Source organism: Streptomyces sp. NPDC002867, assembly GCF_053591895.1.
Genome location: NZ_JBSFUR010000034.1, coordinates 50,298 through 67,630, shown reverse-complemented (window position 1 = coordinate 67,630; position 17,333 = coordinate 50,298). Strand labels below are relative to the sequence as shown.

Sequence of the window (17,333 nt, the reverse complement as noted above, 5' to 3'; positions counted from 1 at the left end):
GTCCGTCCCCGAACCGGTCCGCTCGGGCACCTCCGCGCCTTCCGGCAGGCGCAGGACGGTCCCTGCCTCGATGCGGTGGGTGCCCTCGCCGAGGGGGCTTCCTGCCCGGCCGCCCTTCCTCGCGCGGCCGGTCGTCGTCGTCCTTCAGAAAGGGAACGCGCGGTGCAGTCTGCGTGTCGAGGGCCGCAGCAGCAGCGACAGCAGCACGGCGCCGATCGCCGCGGAGCCGATCAGGGTCACCAGCTCATGGCCGGGACCGAGCGCCACATGCGTCACATAGGCGCCGAACAGTGCGCCCAGCGTGCCCGTCGTGAACACCACCCTGCGGGACGGGAGCCGTTCGGCGAGGTGGCGCGTCGCGGCCCAGGAGAGGGCCAAGCCGATCAGGACGGAACCGAGCGCTTCCAGGAGCACTGCTGATCACCTCACGGACGCCGGCGCGGCAGGAACGGTCACAGCCCGTACTACCCCGGGGCAACGGATCACAACCCTCCCCTGAGTAGGCGAAAAAGGGCCCTGAACAGGGGAATCCGGCATCGGGGGAGAAATGGGTGAGGGCCCGGCGGGAAACCGCCGGGCCCTCCTTCGATGTGATCGACCCCGTGCCTACAGGGCGCCGAATCCCACACGTCGCGCCGTCGTCTCGCCGATCTCCACGTAGGCGAGACGGTCGGCCGGCACCAGGATCTTGCGGCCCTTCTCGTCCGTCAGGCTGAGCAGCTGCGCCTTGCCGGCCAGCGCATCGCCCACCGCGCGCTCGACCTCCTCGGCGGACTGCCCGCTCTCCAGAACGATCTCCCGGGGCGCGTGCTGCACGCCGATCTTGACCTCCACGGCTATGTCCCTCCGAACGGTCAGTTGCGTTGCGCGATCAACGCGCCGTATGCAGCACACATTAGCCCGGACACCGGACACGGCAGGCGCGGGTGGGGAACGCCAGGAGCGAACAGCTTCAGTGCTGTTCGGCCGGGTGCTGCTCGCTGCCGTGCAGCGGGAAGCCCGCGATACCGCGCCACGCGAGGGACGTGAGCAACTGCACCGCCGTGTCCCGCGGGATGCCGGAGCCGCTGGAGAGCCAGTAGCGCGCGACGACCTGGGAGACACCGCCGAGGCCCACGGCCAGCAGCATCGACTCCTCCTTGGACAGGCCGGTGTCCTCGGCGATCACGTCCGAGATGGCCTCCGCGCACTGCAACGAGACCCGCTCCACCCTCTCGCGGACCGCGGGCTCGTTCGTCAGGTCGGACTCGAAGACGAGCCGGAATGCGCCGCCCTCGTCCTCGACGTAGGCGAAGTAGGCGTCCATGGTCGCCGCCACACGCAGCTTGTTGTCGGTGGTCGACGCGAGCGCCGTGCGGACCGCCTGGAGCAGCGACTCGCAGTGCTGGTCCAGGAGCGCGAGGTAGAGCTCCAGCTTTCCGGGAAAGTGCTGGTAGAGCACGGGCTTGCTGACGCCGGCCCGCTCGGCGATGTCGTCCATGGCGGCCGAGTGGTACCCCTGAGCCACGAAAACTTCCTGGGCCGCGCCCAGGAGCTGGTTTCTGCGGGCTCGGCGTGGCAGGCGTGTGCCCCGCGGGCGCGCCGCCTCTGTCTGCTCGATGGCTGTCACGCCGCCTCCCAGTGTGGTGAACAAGCACAGTTCTTCCGTACGCGCTGTGCGCCGCGCCGCCATCGTACTTTTGGGTAACGACGGAGCGCGTGGTGCGGACGCAGAATTTCACGGACCGGACAGTCACGGAAGCTGCCTGTTCGCGGGCAATACGCGGACATACCGGCGACAAACGCGGCAGGTCACCGGTAGTCGTCCTCGTCGAGCGTCACCACGCGCGCCTGTTCGGCGGCGTCCGCCTCGTTCGCGGCGTCCGGATCGGCGCGGTTCACCGGATCGTCCCGTTCCGGGCGTACGTCGGTGTGCTGCTCGGCGGCGTCGGCCTCGGGGACCTCCGTGTCGTCGGTCGTGGCGGTGTCGTCGTCCTCGGTGAAGGTTTCCGGTTCAGTGGGATCGACTGTCATACCGCACCGCTTTCCCTGGAATGCGCCCTTTAGTACGAGCCTAGGAGTTCCTGATGGCGGGCGCTACGCGGTAGGTGCCGCATCTGTGACACCGAACACACGAGTCATGGCGTGATCGTCTCGTAACATTGCCCGCATGTCTTCGACCGAGCTGCCGGGCGCCGCCGCCGCGAACGCCGCGGTGGCCCCCAAGGTCGCGACCGTCCGTGTCGCCGAGGGCGAGAAGCTGCGCTCCGTCACCCTGCCGGGCCTCACCCTGACCGTCCGTTCCCGCCCGCCGGCCACCGCCGGGCTGCCGCCCGCGCTGTACGTGCACGGCCTCGGCGGCTCGTCGCAGAACTGGTCGGCCCTGATGGCGCACCTCGAGGACGTCGTGGACGGCGAGGCCGTCGACCTCCCCGGTTTCGGTGACTCGCCGCCGCCGGACGACGGCAACTACTCGGTCACCGGGCACGCCCGCGCGGTCATCCGCTTCCTGGACGCGAGCGACCGCGGACCCGTCCACCTGCTCGCCAACTCGCTCGGCGGCGCCGTGTGCACCCGGGTCGCGGCCGTCCGCCCCGACCTGGTGCGCACGCTCACCCTCGTCTCGCCCGCGCTGCCCGAGCTGCGCGTGCAGCGCTCCGCGCTTCCCACCGGGCTGCTTGCTCTGCCCGGAGTGGCCCTGCTCTTCGCAAGGCTGACGAAGGAGTGGAGCGCCGAACAGCGCACCCGCGGGGTACTCGCGCTCTGCTACGGGGACCCCGCACGGGTGACGGAGGAGGCGCTGCGCAACGCGGTCGAGGAGATGGAGCGGCGCCTGCGCCTTCCGTACTTCTGGGACGCGATGACCAGGTCGGCACGTGGCATTGTTGACGCGTACACGCTCGGCGGGCAGCACGGGCTGTGGCGTCAGGCGGAGCGCGTCCTCGCGCCGACCCTGCTCGTCTACGGGCGCAAGGACCAGCTCGTCTCGTACCGTATGGCGCGCAAGGCGGCAGCGGCGTTCCGGGACTCCCGGCTGCTGACGCTCCCGGACGCCGGGCACGTTGCGATGATGGAGTACCCGGAAACGGTCGCCCAGGCATTCCGGGAACTGCTCGACGACTGCAGTGGGAGCTGATCCGGGGCGTGGGACGACACAGTCGCAAGGGCCCCGCACCCAAGGGCGCCGGCTCCGGGGGCGCACCCGGTCCGGCCTCCGGGGAGCGGGAGGCCGCCGTTGCCTCGCCCGGCAGCGGTCGGCGCAGGCGGTCGGGGGGCTCCGGCCCCGAGCAGCACACCTCCGCAGGGACCGGACCCTTCGCCGGACCGGCCAGGGGCGGGCACCCCGAGCACCACGAGTCCGGCGGCGGCTGGGGCGACTGGCAGACCGGTACGCAGCAGCAGGTACGGACCGCGCCGCCGCCCGCGGCGGTGGGCGGGCCGCGCATACCGGGCCCGCGCCGGGAGTTCGTCGAGGCCTTCGACGCGCCGGCGGCCGGCCCGGCCCCTGACCCGTACGGGCCCGACAGCGATCCGGCCCCCGAGGCCGAGGCGCACGGTGCCGACGAGGCCGGGGAGCCTCCGGCCAAGGGCGGCAAGGGACGCACGTTCACCGGCGTCGCGGCCGCCGCCGTGACCACGGTCCTCGCGGTCGTCGTCGCCGGCCAGGTGGCCGTCGACCGGCACGACAGCGCCGGCGCCCGGTCGTCGGCGCAGGACCGCGGGGCCGTGCAGGAGCGCCCGGGCCGGTCCGACGGCAGGCGGGCACCCGCCCAGGAGGCGGCCCGGCCGCCCGCGTCCCCGACGTACGCGCAGCTGATGACCCGGCAGTTCCCCATCGACCCCGAACTGCGGGCGTCCGGGGACTTCGAGGCGGTGCCCGGCCTGGACAGGGCGCCCGGCAAGGGGCGCAAGATCCGCTATCGGATCGACGTCGAGAAGGGGCTCGGCCTCGACCGGGGCCTGTTCGCCCGGGCCGTCCAGGAGACGCTGAACGACGAGCGGAGCTGGGCGCACGGCGGGGCCATGACCTTCGAGCGCATCTCGTCGGGCCGGCCCGACTTCGTCATCACTCTCGCGAGCCCCGGCACGACCGCCACCTGGTGCGCCAAGTCCGGTCTGGACACGACCGTCGACAACGTCTCGTGCGACTCCGCGTCGACGGAGCGCGTGATGATCAACGCGTACCGGTGGGCGCAGGGCGCCGAGACGTTCGGGCCGGGCGCGATGCTCGCCTACCGGCAGATGCTCATCAACCACGAGGTCGGGCACCGGCTCGGCTACAACCACGTGAACTGCCAGACGCCGGGGGCGCTGGCGCCGGTGATGCAGCAGCAGACGAAGTCGCTGGACATCGGCGGCGTCGCGTGCAAGCCGAACCCCTGGGTGCACCCCGGCGACTGAGGCCGCGCGGAGCTGGCCGCAGCATGACGCTGCGTGACGAAAACGCACTGTAGCGCGACAGAACGCTACCTGCATGCGAAAGTTACGGGCGTTCACCCCTTCTGGTGGCGCGATGGACAACCGTCCGTCGCGCCACCGCCACATCCGCATAACGTCGTCCCGCCGAGAGCCGCCGGAAACCAACGGCGGCCGCCCACAAGGGAGATCGGGGGTGCACGCGTGCGGATCGGATTGCTTACGGACGGTGCCTATCCGTATGCGGCGGGTGAGTCCGGGCTCTGGTGCGACCGGCTGGTGCGCGGCCTCGCGCAGCACGAGTTCGACGTCTACGCGCTCAGCCACAGCGCCCCTCAGGAGGGACCACCCGCTCTGCCGCCCCAGGTGCGCCAGGTGCGTACGGCGCGACTGTGGGCGCCCGCGGACGACGGCGTGCGCCACGGGCGGCGCGAACGGCGGCGCTTCGCCGGGCACTTCGGGGACCTGGCGGCCGCGGTCTGCACCGGCGGCGACGGCTTCGCCGACGGCCTGTACGGTCTCGCGGACCAGGCCCGCGACCACGGCGGACTTCACGCGGCCCTGCGGTCCGAAGCTGCCCTGTGCGTCCTGGAGTCCGCCTGCCGCGCGCCCGGCGCACACCGCGCCCTCCGGGGGGTGACCGTCGCCGACCTGCTCGATGTCGCCGACCGCATGGAGCACGCCCTGCGCCCCCTGTCGCTCGACTGGTACGAGGACGACGCCCTCGCCTCGGCCGACCTCTGCCACGCAGCGTCCGGGGGACCGGCGGCTCTGCCCGGCCTTGTGGCCAAACGCTTCTGCGGAGTCCCGCTGCTGGTCACCGAGTACGGCGTCCACCTGCGCGCGCGGTACCTCGCCGGGCGCGAGGCCGGGCTGAGCGGTCCCGTACGGGCCATGCTCGCCGGGTTCCACGGACAGCTCGCCGCCGAGCTCTACCGGCAGGCCGCCGTCATCACCCCCGGCAACGGTCACACCCGCCGCTGGCAGGAGAAAAGCGGTGCCGACCGCGCCAGGCTGCGCACGGTCCACCCCGGCATGGAGGCGGACCGATTCGCGGCCGTCGGCGAGAGCGACGACGCCGGGGACGGACACACCCTCGTCTGGGTCGGCAGGATCGAGCCGGCCAAGGACCTCATCGCCCTGCTGCACGCCTTCGCGGAGGTCCGCAAGGAGGAGCCGGCCGCGCGCCTGCGGCTCTTCGGCGCACCGGCGCAGGGAGAGGAGGCCGCGACCTACCTCGCCCACTGCCGGGCCCTGGCCGCACAGCTCTTCCCCGACGAGGCCGCGGGCGCGCACGCCGTCGGGGACAATCCGGTCTCCTTCGAGGAGATCGGCGGCCCCGAGACACCCGAACTGGCCGACGCCTACGCAGCCGGCGCGGTCGTCGTCCTCTCCAGCGTGGTCGAAGGCTTCCCGGTCAGCCTGGTCGAGGCGATGTTCTGCGGCCGGGCCACGGTGTCCACGGACGTCGGCGCGGTCGTCGAAGTCATCGGCGGCACGGGGCTGGTCGTGCCCCCGCGCAACCCGCGGGCGCTCGCGGACGCGTGCCTCGCGCTGCTGCGCGACCCGGAGCGCCGGGCGCGACTCGGCGCGGCCGCGCGTGCCCGCGCGCTCGAACTCTTCACCGTGGAACAGAACCTGACGGCATTTCGCGGCATTTACCTGGAGCTGATCTCGCACTCGCCGGTGCAGCGGGAGGCCCTCGACGCCGACGGGGAGCCGCTGCCCTTTTCGCACCCGGCCGAAGCGCATGTGCCGGGCGGCTGGACGGGCGACGTGAGCACGCACACGCCGAGCTGGGCCGCGGCCCCCGGACCGGGGCTCGTCGGCGCAGTTCCGGCACCCGAGACCGGGAAGGAGGCAGGCCGGTGAACGCGTCACGCGTCACGGGGAACAGGGCCGCCGAGGAGCTGGCGGCCCTGCACCAGGACCTCGGCGTCGGCCTGGAGGCCGCGGCCGGCGACGACCACGCGGTGCGGGCCCGGGCGGCTCTGACGGCACTCGACGACATCCGCGCCGAGTCCGCGCCCGGCGGCGTCCCGGAGGCCGGCCCGGAGCCCTCCTCCGTGCGGGACCGGGCGAGCGTGGAGGGCGAGACCTTCGACGGGATCCGCCCTGCCGAGGCCCTCAGTCGTCCGGCACCGACCGGCACGCTTCCGGAGGCCGCCGGGGACAGCCCGGGACGTGGCGCGTCAGGCGCGCCCCCTGGCGCCGAGCCGGCGGTCGCCGGTGGTCCTGGGGCGGACGGTCCCCGCCAGGCCCCTGGTGACGACGGTGCCGCGAGCACCGGCGGCTCCGCGCCGACCGGCGCGGCCACCCGCGGCGCGGCCGTGCGGGACCGTTTCCCCAGTGCCGGCGCCCCCGTGCGGGGCGGGTCCACGAGCGCCGCCGTGCGGCGCGGCGGCGTCGATCCCGTCAAAGGGCTCATCCACCGGCACCGCGAACTGTGCGAACAGGCCGTCGACCCCCTGGAGATCGCCGCCGGACTCGAGGCCCACGGGCTGACCGACCGCACCGCCGCCCGCTTCCGGCACCGGGACGTGTTCTCGCTCGCAGAGGAGATGTTCGCGCGGGCCGAGCGCGTCCCCGCCACCACGGACGACCGCCCGGCGCGCGCCGCCGGTTCGCGCGCCGGGCGGGCCGGGCCGTACCTGGCGCCGCTGCTGCCGGGCGTCGTGTGCGCCCTCGCGGTCGCGGGCACCGCCGCCACCGAGGGCGCCGCCCGGCTCGCGTCCGGAGTGATCGGCGCCCTCGCCACGGGCCTCGCGCTCCTGTTCGCGCTGCGCAGCGGCCCGCTGCGTGCCCGGGGCCGTACGCTCCCCGCCGCACGCCTGTGGACACTCTGGCTGCTCCTCTACGCGGCAGGCGGCCAAGGGCTGACGGCCGAGATCGTCGCCGGCGGCCCCGACGGCCTGTGGGCCCTGACCTCCGCCCCCGTCGTCGCGCTCGCCCTCGCCGTCGCCCCGGCCGCCTGGTGCGCGGACCTCTTCGCCGCACGGGCGCGCCGCAGGCTCGGCACCAGCCGCGGACTGGACGACTTCGCCGCCGGGACACGCCCCCTGCTGCTCGCCGTCCTCCTGCTGTACGTCGCGGCGCTCGGCGCACTCGTCGCACTGACCGGGCTCGTCCTGCCCGGCGCGGGGACGCTCGGGCCCGCCGCGGTCCTCGGCACGCTGCTCTTCCTGGCCCGGCTGCTGGTCGTCCACGGCTTCCCGGAGCCCGCGTCGGCCGCCCTGGCCGCCGCCTGCGCCGTCGAGGCCGCGGCGTCGGCCCTGCTGCTGTCGGGCAGGCTCCCCGGCCTCGACCTCGTCGCACGTCCCGTGGAGGCGCTCGTCGGGGCGTGGGGCGCGGCCGCCGTCCCCGTACTGGCCTGCGGGGCCGCCGCGCTGGGCCTCGCCGCCCACGCGTTCGCGGTGCTCGCCCGGGCCTCGGCGCACACCCGCTGAACACCCGCACACCGGTGGAACAGGCCGACGTGTCCCGCGGAGCCGACACCGCGGACACCCGGCGTCCATGGCATCGAACGGCAACACCGAAGGAGACTGCGCATGACCCCGAACCACCCGCACACGGCCCGTCGGCACCGAGGAGCCGCACGATGAGGGTGCTTCTGCTCGGTGCCAACGGATTCCTCGGCCGGTTCGTCGCCGACCGGCTTCTCGCCGATCCGGCCGTGCACCTCACGACGCTCGGCCGCGGCGACGACGCCGATGTGCGCTTCGACCTCTCCGGCGGCAGCCCCGGCGCGCTCACGCGCTTCCTCGGCGCCGTCCACCCCGGTGTCGTCATCAACTGCGCGGGCGCCACCCGCGGCGGTGCTCGCGAACTGACCCGGCACAATACCGTCGCCGTCGCCACCGTCTGCGAGGCGCTGCGCCGCAGCGGCTGCGGGGCACGGCTCGTGCAGCTCGGCTGCGCCTCGGAGTACGGCCCGTCCCAGCACGGCTCGTCGACGGCGGAGGACGCCGTGCCGCGCCCCGGCGGCCCGTACGGGGTCAGCAAGCTCGCCGCCACCGAGCTGGTGCTCGGCTCCGGACTCGACGCCGTCGTCCTGCGGGTCTTCTCGCCCGTGGGGCCCGGCACTCCGGCCGGCTCCCCGCTCGGCCGCCTCGCCGAGGCGATGCGCCGGGCGATGCAGCAGGGCGACGGGGAGCTGAAGCTCAGCGGCCTCGGCGTGCAGCGCGACTTCGTCGACGTGCGGGACGTGGCCCGCGCCGTGCACGCCGCCTCCCTGTCCGCCGCGCAGGGCGTCGTCAACATCGGCACCGGTCGTGCCGTGAAGCTCAGGGACGCGACGGCGACCCTCGCCCGCGTCGCCGGCTACGCGGGCGCGCTGCACGAACTGGACGCTCCCTCGGTCCGCCCCGGTATCGGCGCCCCGCGCACCGAGTCCGTCGTCGAGCACCTGGCCGCCACACCCTCCCCGTACCCCGACGGGTGCGGCGGCTGGCAGCAGGCCGACGTGCGCACCGCGCGGGACCGGCTCGGCTGGCGGCCCCGTATCAACCTCGAGGAATCCCTCGCCGACATCTGGATGGAGGCGGCATGCCGCATCTGACGAGCTCCGGGACCACGCTCTCGGCCACCGGCGCGGACAGGCTGGGCTTCGGCATCCCGGGCTACGCCCATCCGCTGCTCGCACCCGTCGAATGGGCCGGACTGACCCGCCCGGGGGCCCCGCTGCACTGGGTGGTCCTCAATGTCGCGGACGGTCCCGGCGCTCTGCCCGACCCGCACTGCCTGGAGGCGGCGGGCCGGCTGAGGAACGCCGGGGTGCGCGTCCTCGGGCATCTCGACCTCGCCCACGGGGAGCGCTCGTTCGGCGACGTCGTCTGTGACGCTCAGCACTTCGCCGACTGGTACCGGGTCGACGGCTTCTTCCTGGACCGCTGTCCGGTCGAGCGCGCGGGCCTGGCGCAGGTGCGGCGCACCACGGCCACGCTGGACGCCATGACGGGCGGCGGGCACCTGGTCCTGGGGCACGGCACGCACCCGTATCCCGGCTACGCGGAGGCGGCGGACCAGCTGGTCACGTTCTCCGGGCCGTGGACGGATTACCGCTGGTCGCAGGTGGCGGAGTGGACGGCGGACTACCCGCCCGAGCGGTTCGCTCACTTCGTCCACGGGGTGCCGCGCACGCACCTGGAGGAGGCCACCCGGATCGCACGCTGGCAGGGCGCCGGGACGATCTTCTTCACCGACCGGGGATCCCTGGACGCGGGAAAGGGGCAAAGCGGTCCATACGAGGCGCTGCCCGGCTACTGGGACGAAATCGTCTCGCAGATCGGACCGGGTGTCTCGGAATGAGAAGGGCCGTGGCAGTGTTACCGGAAGAACAACCGTACTGATACCGATCTACGGAGTCCCCGTGTCGCTGCCACCCCTGGTCGAGCCAGCTGCTGAGCTCACCGTCGACGAGGTCCGCAGGTACTCCCGCCACCTGATCATCCCCGACGTGGGGATGGACGGGCAGAAGCGGCTGAAGAACGCCAAGGTGCTCTGTGTGGGCGCCGGCGGCCTGGGTTCGCCGGCCCTCATGTACCTCGCCGCGGCCGGTGTCGGCACGCTCGGCATCGTGGAGTTCGACGAGGTCGACGAGTCGAACCTGCAGCGTCAGATCATCCACAGCCAGGCGGACATCGGCCGCTCCAAGGCCGAGTCCGCCCGCGACAGCGTCAAGGGCATCAACCCGTACGTGAACGTCGTCCTCCACGAAGAGCGGCTCGAGGCCGAGAACGTGATGGACATCTTCAGCCAGTACGACCTGATCGTCGACGGCACGGACAACTTCGCGACGCGCTACCTGGTCAACGACGCGTGCGTGCTGCTGAACAAGCCCTACGTCTGGGGCTCGATCTACCGCTTCGACGGTCAGGCCTCCGTCTTCTGGTCCGAGCACGGCCCCTGCTACCGCTGCCTGTACCCGGAGCCCCCGCCGCCGGGCATGGTCCCCTCCTGCGCCGAGGGCGGCGTGCTGGGCGTGCTGTGCGCGTCCATCGGCTCCATCCAGGTCAACGAGGCGATCAAGCTGCTCGCCGGCATCGGTGAGCCGCTGGTCGGCCGGCTGATGATCTACGACGCCCTGGAGATGCAGTACCGCCAGGTCAAGGTCCGCAAGGACCCGAGCTGCGCGGTCTGCGGCGAGAACCCGACCGTCACCGAGCTCATCGACTACGAGGCCTTCTGCGGCGTCGTGTCCGAGGAGGCCCAGGAGGCGGCGGCCGGTTCGACGATCACTCCCAAGCAGCTCAAGGAGTGGATCGACGACGGCGAGAACATCGACATCATCGACGTCCGCGAGATCAACGAGTACGAGATCGTCTCGATCCCCGGCGCGCGTCTGATCCCGAAGAACGAGTTCCTGATGGGCAGCGCCCTCCAGGACCTGCCGCAGGACAAGAAGATCGTCCTGCATTGCAAGACGGGTGTCCGCAGTGCGGAAGTCCTCGCTGTGCTCAAGTCGGCGGGCTTCGCCGACGCGGTGCACGTCGGCGGCGGCGTGATCGGCTGGGTCAACCAGATCGAGCCGGAGAAGCCGGTCTACTGACCAGGACGGTGCAGGGGCCCCGGACCGCGTGTGCGGTCCGGGGCCCCTGCCGTTGTCCGTTCGGGAAGACGCGCCGGGCCGCGCCTCATGCCTCTCGCCGGAGGCGCGGGCGCGGCCTCACGACGTGCAGGTCGTGCCGTCCGCCGGGATCTTGCCGTCGAGCAGGTACGCGTCCACCGTGCGCTTCGCACAGGATCCGCCGCCGTAGGCCCCGTGCCCCTCGCCCTTGTTGGTGACCAGCACACCGACGCCCGCGCCGAGCTCGTCCGCCATCCGGCGCGCGCCCTCGTACGGTGTCGCCGGGTCGCCCGTGGTGCCGACGACCAGGACCGGCGCGGCGCCCTTCGCCGAGACCTCGGGGGTGTCGGACGCGCCGGGGACCGGCCAGTCGGCGCACCAGCCCGCCAGGTCCCAGGCGAGGTAGGGCCCGAAGACGGGGGAGACCTCGGTGAACTCGGCGAGATGGCGGGAGCGGACCTCGTCCCCCGTCACACGGCCCTTGGCGTCCGCGCACGATATGGCGCGCTGCGAATGGTCCTGCGTGCCGTACCGCCCGTTCTCGTCGCGGTTGTTGAACGAGTCGGCCATCAGCAGCAGCTGCGTGCCGTCCCCGTTCTCCGCCGAGTTCAGCGCGGACGTCAGGTACTTCCAGCTGTCCTTTGAGTACAGCGGCATGATGATGCCGGACACCGCGAGGCTCTGGGTGAGCTCGCGGCCGCCGCCCGCGGGCAGCGGCTCACGGTCCAGTCGGCGCAGGAGCTTCACCACGCGCGCGGTGCCCTCGGCGGGGCCGATGCCGCGGCTGCGGAAGTAGTTGTCCAGCGCGCGCTGGAAACCGCGGGCCTGGTTGCGCGAGTGCGCCACGTAGTCGGCCGAGGGGTCGACGACCGCGTCCAGCGCGAGCCGCCCGGTGTTCCGGGGGAACAAGTGGGCGTACACGCCGCCGAGTTCGGTGCCGTAGGAGAACCCGAAGTAGTGCAGCTTCTCGTCGCCGAGGACCTGGCGGATCAGGTCCATGTCGCGGGCGGCGCTCACCGTGCCGACATGGGGCAGTACGCGGCCGGACCGCGCCGCGCAGCCCGCACCGAAGGCAGCCGAGTCCGCGAGGTACGCCTTCTCCTCGGCAGGCGTGTCCGGGGTGGAGTCCAGCGCCAGCGACGTCGCGGTCTCCTTGTCGCCGCGGCACACCACCGCAGAGCTCTCGGCGACGCCGCGCGGGTCGAAGCCGACCAGGTCGTAGCGCTGGTGCAGGGTGCCGTAGCCCTTGGCGGCGTTCGGCAGCGCGGCGACACCGGAGCCGCCGGGACCGCCGAAGTTGAACAGGAGCGAGCCGATGCGCCGGCCCGGATCCTTCGCCACGGAGCGGATCAGGGCGATGCCGATCGTCTCCCCGGTGGGGTCGCCGTAGTCGAGCGGCGCCTTGAGCGTGGCGCACTGCCACTCCCGGCCGGGCCGCTCGGCGTAGCTTCCGTAGGCCTTGACCGGCGCCTCGCAGGCGCCCCAGTCCAGCCGCTGGCCGGTGAGCGACGCGGGCAGCGTCACGGCCTGCGGGCCGCTGTCCGCGGAGGCGGAGGCCGAGGCGGGTGAGGACGGTGCGGCGTTGTTCCTGCCGTCCTGCGTGTCCTGGTCCGGGCTGCCGCATCCCGCGGCCGCACCGGCCAGCAGCAGGATCGCGGCCGCCGCGGCCCCCGCACGGACTCGGTTCCTCATTCGGGCCCCCCAAGGCGTTCGAAGACAGTTTCGACATCCTAGGGGGGCGTCGGGACCGGCCTACCGGCAGACCGTCCCGTCCTCGGGGACCCTGCCGTTCAGCAGATAGGCGTCAACGGCACGGTCCACGCACGCGCTGTTGCCGTACGCGCCGTGCCCCTGGCCTCGGTAGGTGATCTGGACGCCCACGCCCTTGCCGAGGGCCTCCTTCATCGCCTTCGCCCCTTCGTAAGGGGTGGCCGGGTCGCCCGTGTTGCCGATGACGACGATCGGCGCGGCGCCCGGGGCGGAGACGTCCGGGTGCGACCACATGCCCGGCACCGGCCAGTCGGTGCAGCTCATCAGGGCCCAGCCCAGGAAGTCGCCGAACACGGGCGACGCCTTGCGGAACGCGGGCAGCTTCGCCTTGGTCTGCTCCAGCGTGTACCGCTCCTTGGAGTCGGCACAGCCGATGGCCGTGCCGGCCGCCTGGATGTTGCTGTAGGTGCCGGTCTCCGAACGGCCGGTCAACGCGTCGGAGAACGCGAGCAGCAGCGCGCCGCTGCCGCCCTCCGCCTCGTCGAGGCCCTGCTCCAGCAGCTCCCAGTACTCGCGGGAGTACAGCGCCTGCGCGATGCCGTTCAGCGCCTGGCTCTGCGTCAGCTTGCGTTCCCCGATGCCGGCGATCGGCTTCCTGTCCAGGCCGTTGAGGAACCCGATGATCCAGTCCTGCATCTCCCCGACGGTGGAGCCGGGGAGCCGGCAGTCGTCGCCGCGGCTCACGCAGTCCTTCAGGAAGTTGGTCAGCGCCAGCTGGAAGCCCTCGGCCTGGCCGAGGGAGCCCTGCTCGGAGTTCTCGCTCGGGTCGACCACCGCGTCGAACACCGCTCGCCCCACCCGCTGCGGGAACAGGTGTGCGTACACGCCGCCCAGCTCGGTGCCGTACGAGATCCCGAAGTAGTGCAGCTTGTCGTCGCCGAGGACCTGGCGTATCAGGTCCATGTCGCGCGCGGCGTCGACGGTGGCGACATGGGGAAGCTCGTTGCCCGAGTTCTCCTCGCAGGACTCGGTGAACGACTGGACGCCCTCGACGAACGTCTTCTCCTCGGACGCGTCGTCGGGCGTCGAGTCCTCGGCCACGTACGCGTCCATCTCGCGGTCGTCCAGGCACTCCACGGGCACGCTGCGGCCGACCCCGCGCGGATCGAAGCTCACCAGGTCGTAGCGAGTGTGCAGGGTGCCGTAGTCCTTGGCGGCGGCGGGCAGGGTGGCCACGCCCGAGCCGCCGGGGCCGCCGAAGTTGAAGACGAGGGAGCCGATGCGGTTCGCCTGGTCCCGGGCGCGTGCGCGAATGAGCGCCAGTTCGATGGTCTCGCCGTCCGGCTCGTCCCAGTCGAGCGGCGTGTCCAGGAACGAGCACTCCCAGACGATGCCCCCGGGCAGCGGAGACGGCTTCGTCCCGCCGCCCTCGGCCTCGGAGGGCGCCGGGCACGGCTGCCACTCCAGCACCTGGGCGGCGAGATCCTTGGGGCGGTCCTCGTCGTTCCCCCCGCCGTCCCCGCAGCCGGCGGCAGTCAGCAGGACGGCGACGGCGGTGGCGACGGCGGCCGTACGAGCCGCTGTACGAGTGGTCGGCATGGGGCCATCGTGCGACGGCGCGGCTTGCTCCGCACGGGCGAACGGTCCATGCGGGTGGCGGACCGGTCAAGGCACCGTACGGGTGGCCCCACTGCTCCGTACGGGTGATTCCCGGGCGGTCCGGCGGAGGGGCGCTGTCAGAGCGCGCCCTTGCGCGTGAGGTGGTTGAAGGCGAACCACCCGGGCAGCACCGGAAGCCAGAGCGTCATCGTGCGGTACAGCAGCACGGCGGGCGCGGCGACCTCCGTGGGCACGCCCACCAGCAGCAGGCCGCCCACGAGTGCGCCTTCCACGGCGCCCACACCGCCCGGTGTCGGCGCGGCCGACCCGAGGGCGTTGCCCGCGAGGAACACCACGGCGATGCTCGCGTAGCTGAGCGGCTGGTTCCCGCCGTCGAAGGCCCGGATCGACGCGTCCAGACAGAGCACGAAAACGCCGGTCAGCAGCAGCATCCCGCCGATGCCGGTGAGCAGTTTCACGGGCCGCTGGAGCACATCGAGCATGCGCGGCACCACTCCGGCGAACAGCGACCGCAGCCGCGTGGCGACGAATTTGCGCATGAACGGGATCGCCGTCACGACCAGCACCAGCACGGCGACCGTCAGCAGGCCCGCGATCACGGTCCTCGACGGCGTGAACGAGGCCGTCCGCTCCGTCCCGGTCAGGTAGCCGAAGGACAGCAGGAGCAGGATGTGCGCGCCCAGCCCGAAGAGCTGCGAGGCGCCCACACTCGCCACGGCCAGTCCCGGCCGCACCCCCGAGCGCTGGAGGAAGCGCGTGTTGAGCGCGACACCGCCGACCGCGGCCGGTGCCACGATCTTGACGAACGACCCGGCGACCTGCGCGAGCACGGTCCGCCCGAACCCGACCCGCTCGGGGACGAAGCCCAGCAGGCTCATCGCCGCCGCCACGTAGCTGAGCGCCGAGAACCCGAGGGCAGCGGCGACCCAGCCCCAGTGCGCCTTGTCGAAGACCGTGCCGAAGTTGATCCCCGCGATCTGCGACAGCAGGAAGTACGCGGCGACGGCACCGGCGATGCAGCTGACGAGCGTACGGGGCCTGATCCGCTCGAGCCGGACCGGCTCCACGGGAGCCTGCGGGCGGATCAGCAGCACCTGGCGGCGGATCTGGGAGAGCAGGTCCTCCTCGCGGGCCTCCTCCATCGCCTCGTCCAGGGCCCGCTTGTCGGCCTGCTTCTCCGCGCGCTCGACCCTGCGGACCGCCTTGCGGTCGTCGGCCGCCGCCTGGGGCGTACGGGCTTTCCGGGCCGCCGCCGACGCCTCCAGCACCGCCTCGCGCTCGCGCTGCGCCCGCTCGCGCGCCTGCTGGCGCAACGTGGCACGGGTGGAGCGGGTGAGCGCGATCGGCTGGAGCAGCGGCAGACAGTCGGCGACCTTGTCGGGCCCGAGCACCTCCACGGCCGCGGCGACCGCCCGCTCGGCGCCCACCCGCAGACCGAGCGTGGTCAGCAGCTGGGCGATGTCCATGCGCAGGACCACGTCCCCGGCCGCGATCTCGCCACCCCGCAGGTCCGTCAGGACCACCCGGCCCGCCTGGTCCACCAGGATCGCGTCCCCGGCGAGCCGGCGGTGCGCGATGCGCCGGGACTGGAGCGCCTTCACCTGGCGCCAGGCGCCCAGGACCACCTCGTCGGTGATCTCCTTGTCCTCCAGCGCGTCGAGCACCCGCCCGCCCTGGTGCTCGTACACGAGCATCACGGCGTCGGGACCGAGCTCGGAGGTGGCGATGAGCTTGGGCGCGTTGGCCCCGGCGGCGATCGCCGCGTACGCCAGCAGCGCCTCCTGCTCCAGGGCCTGGCGCAGCGACTGGATGGAGCGGCGCGTGGTGATCGAGCGCAGGGTCAGACGCCGCCACACCCGGTAGAAGAAGCCGTGCGCCTGCTGCTCGCGGTCGACGACGGTCACGTCGAGCGGGGGGCCGTCCTCCAGCGAGACCAGATAGCGCCGGCCGCGGTCCTGGTCGGCGTTCTCCGGGGTGTCCTCGGCGCGCATCGCGGACACCGGGCGGAAACCGACGTGGCGCAGGCCGGCGAGCAGGTTCTGGCCGGTGGGGCGGACGTTCGGGGAGCCGACCGCGTAGAGGGTGCCGTACGCGACGGTCCAGCCGAGGAGGATGGTCAGGATGATCGAGAACGGCGTGGTGTACCCGGCGACCAGCATGGCGAACGCGTCCAGCAGCAGGACGACCCACAGCACCACGCGCCAGCGCGGCCTGCGGGCCATCCCCACGGCGGTCATGTACGCGATGACGGGCGCGAGGTAGCCGTGCACCGGGTCCGTCAGCCCGTTCGTCTGCGGCTGGGTCAGCGCGTCCTGGAGGCTGCCGGGGGCGCTGCGGGAGACCCACAGGTCGGTGGCGAGCGTCACGCCGTGGGCCAGGACCGCGGCGAGCACGCCGTCCGCGATCCGCAGGCCGTCCCGTTTGACCAGGCGTTCGATGGCGAAGGCGACCGGGACGAGCAGCACGGCGATGCTGGACACCAGGCCCGCGAGCTTGACCAGCAGGTCCGGGGCCTGGCCGGTGCCCTTGCTGATGTCCGACTCGAGACCGGTGGTGGTGCCCTGGGCGAAGGCCGCGACGGCCAGGACGACGGCGATCGCCAGGATGCCGACCAGCAGCCGCATCAGGTCCGAGGGGCGGTGGACCCGGGCGGCGAGCAGCGGCTCGTCGCCGGAGACCCGGTCGGCCCGGCTCACGTCGGCACGCGTCGAGCCCTGGGGTCCGCCGGCGGGCTCGCCGGCTCGCGCGTCCGCGGGAGGGGTGGCGCCGGTTCCCGCGTCCGCGGGCGGGGTGGTGCCCGCGGTGGGGTCCGGAGGCGTGGCGGCGTCCGCGCCTGCCGGGGCGTTCACGGGCGTGGCGGAGTCCGCGCCGGCCGTCGGTTCCCCGTCCGCCGCGGGCTTTGCGGCGTCCTGGTCGGTCGGCGGAGCAGGCAATTCCGGATGCGGCTCGCGCTCAGGGCCGCCTGCCGCCTTCGAAGGCTGCACGCCCTGCTCCTTCGCCGTCTCGGTCTCTTCTTGATCTCGTATCACCAGTCACCGCCCGC

Annotated in this window: 14 protein-coding genes; 7 read left to right on the top strand and 7 right to left on the bottom strand. The window is 73.0% G+C overall.

Features of this window, described 5'->3' with window-relative positions; all coding sequences use genetic code 11:
* Positions 1–144: 144 nt before the first annotated feature.
* The 4 genes from ACWD0A_RS26125 to ACWD0A_RS26110 form a co-directional block, all read right to left on the bottom strand.
* Positions 145–414: a hypothetical protein gene (locus ACWD0A_RS26125; protein WP_307713542.1), complete on the bottom strand. Its 270-nt coding sequence runs from the start codon at positions 412–414 to the stop codon at positions 145–147.
* 192 nt (positions 415–606) lie between these two features.
* Positions 607–834, bottom strand: a complete 228-nt coding sequence (locus ACWD0A_RS26120) for a DUF3107 domain-containing protein (RefSeq protein ID WP_451301897.1) — start codon at positions 832–834, stop codon at positions 607–609.
* Positions 835–952: 118 nt separating this feature from the next.
* Positions 953–1,609 carry a TetR/AcrR family transcriptional regulator gene (locus ACWD0A_RS26115; protein WP_177150627.1) on the bottom strand — a complete coding sequence of 219 codons (657 nt, stop codon included), beginning with the start codon at positions 1,607–1,609 and terminating at the stop codon, positions 953–955.
* Between the two features lie 182 nt (positions 1,610–1,791).
* Entirely contained in the window at positions 1,792–2,013 is a 222-nt protein-coding gene (locus ACWD0A_RS26110; protein WP_307713539.1) for a hypothetical protein, read from the bottom strand.
* Positions 2,014–2,149: 136 nt separating this feature from the next.
* On the opposite strand from ACWD0A_RS26110, the gene ACWD0A_RS26105 reads away from it, so the two are divergent.
* The 7 genes from ACWD0A_RS26105 to moeZ all read left to right on the top strand — a co-directional run bounded on the left by ACWD0A_RS26105 (position 2,150) and on the right by moeZ (position 10,942).
* Positions 2,150–3,115, top strand: a complete 966-nt coding sequence (locus ACWD0A_RS26105) for an alpha/beta fold hydrolase (protein WP_451301894.1) — start codon at positions 2,150–2,152, stop codon at positions 3,113–3,115.
* An 8-nt stretch (positions 3,116–3,123) separates the two neighbouring features.
* A complete protein-coding gene (locus ACWD0A_RS26100) occupies positions 3,124–4,380 on the top strand; it encodes a DUF3152 domain-containing protein (RefSeq protein WP_451301892.1) in 1,257 nt (418 codons plus the stop codon).
* A 219-nt stretch (positions 4,381–4,599) separates the two neighbouring features.
* Positions 4,600–6,267 (top strand): DUF3492 domain-containing protein, encoded by a 1,668-nt coding sequence (locus ACWD0A_RS26095; RefSeq protein WP_451301890.1) that lies wholly within the window; start codon positions 4,600–4,602, stop codon positions 6,265–6,267.
* On the top strand, positions 6,264–7,841 hold the full coding sequence (locus ACWD0A_RS26090; RefSeq protein ID WP_451301888.1) for a hypothetical protein: 1,578 nt from the start codon (positions 6,264–6,266) through the stop codon (positions 7,839–7,841). Before ACWD0A_RS26095 ends, ACWD0A_RS26090 begins: the two co-directional genes overlap by 4 nt.
* A gap of 152 nt (positions 7,842–7,993) precedes the next feature.
* Positions 7,994–8,953: an NAD-dependent epimerase/dehydratase family protein gene (locus ACWD0A_RS26085; protein WP_451301886.1), complete on the top strand. Its 960-nt coding sequence runs from the start codon at positions 7,994–7,996 to the stop codon at positions 8,951–8,953.
* Complete coding sequence (locus ACWD0A_RS26080; RefSeq protein WP_451301884.1) at positions 8,941–9,702, top strand: spherulation-specific family 4 protein; 762 nt, start codon at positions 8,941–8,943, stop codon at positions 9,700–9,702. The genes ACWD0A_RS26085 and ACWD0A_RS26080 overlap by 13 nt, the downstream gene beginning before the upstream one ends.
* Before the next feature lie 61 nt (positions 9,703–9,763).
* Positions 9,764–10,942 (top strand): adenylyltransferase/sulfurtransferase MoeZ, encoded by a 1,179-nt coding sequence (gene moeZ, locus ACWD0A_RS26075; protein WP_451301882.1) that lies wholly within the window; start codon positions 9,764–9,766, stop codon positions 10,940–10,942.
* A 117-nt stretch (positions 10,943–11,059) separates the two neighbouring features.
* Here moeZ and ACWD0A_RS26070 read toward each other — a convergent pair whose 3' ends face one another.
* The 3 genes from ACWD0A_RS26070 to ACWD0A_RS26060 form a co-directional block, all read right to left on the bottom strand.
* Complete coding sequence (locus tag ACWD0A_RS26070; protein ID WP_451301880.1) at positions 11,060–12,652, bottom strand: alpha/beta hydrolase; 1,593 nt, start codon at positions 12,650–12,652, stop codon at positions 11,060–11,062.
* A 60-nt stretch (positions 12,653–12,712) separates the two neighbouring features.
* Positions 12,713–14,269 (bottom strand): alpha/beta hydrolase, encoded by a 1,557-nt coding sequence (locus tag ACWD0A_RS26065; protein ID WP_451301878.1) that lies wholly within the window; start codon positions 14,267–14,269, stop codon positions 12,713–12,715.
* A 137-nt stretch (positions 14,270–14,406) separates the two neighbouring features.
* Positions 14,407–17,274, bottom strand: coding sequence for a lysylphosphatidylglycerol synthase domain-containing protein (locus ACWD0A_RS26060; protein ID WP_451301876.1), 2,868 nt, complete (start codon positions 17,272–17,274; stop codon positions 14,407–14,409).
* Between the last annotated feature and the right edge of the window lie 59 nt (positions 17,275–17,333).

What these genes read in the sequence shown, in the direction of transcription:
- ACWD0A_RS26110 (WP_307713539.1), bottom strand. Translation starts at nt 2,013, where the DNA reads ATGACAGTCGATCCCACTGAACCGGAAACCTTCACCGAGGACGACGAC.
- ACWD0A_RS26105 (WP_451301894.1), top strand. Translation starts at nt 2,150, where the DNA reads ATGTCTTCGACCGAGCTGCCGGGCGCCGCCGCCGCGAACGCCGCGGTG.
- ACWD0A_RS26085 (WP_451301886.1), top strand. Translation starts at nt 7,994, where the DNA reads ATGAGGGTGCTTCTGCTCGGTGCCAACGGATTCCTCGGCCGGTTCGTC.
- ACWD0A_RS26080 (WP_451301884.1), top strand. Translation starts at nt 8,941, where the DNA reads ATGCCGCATCTGACGAGCTCCGGGACCACGCTCTCGGCCACCGGCGCG.
- ACWD0A_RS26070 (WP_451301880.1), bottom strand. Translation starts at nt 12,652, where the DNA reads ATGAGGAACCGAGTCCGTGCGGGGGCCGCGGCGGCCGCGATCCTGCTG.
- ACWD0A_RS26065 (WP_451301878.1), bottom strand. Translation starts at nt 14,269, where the DNA reads ATGCCGACCACTCGTACAGCGGCTCGTACGGCCGCCGTCGCCACCGCC.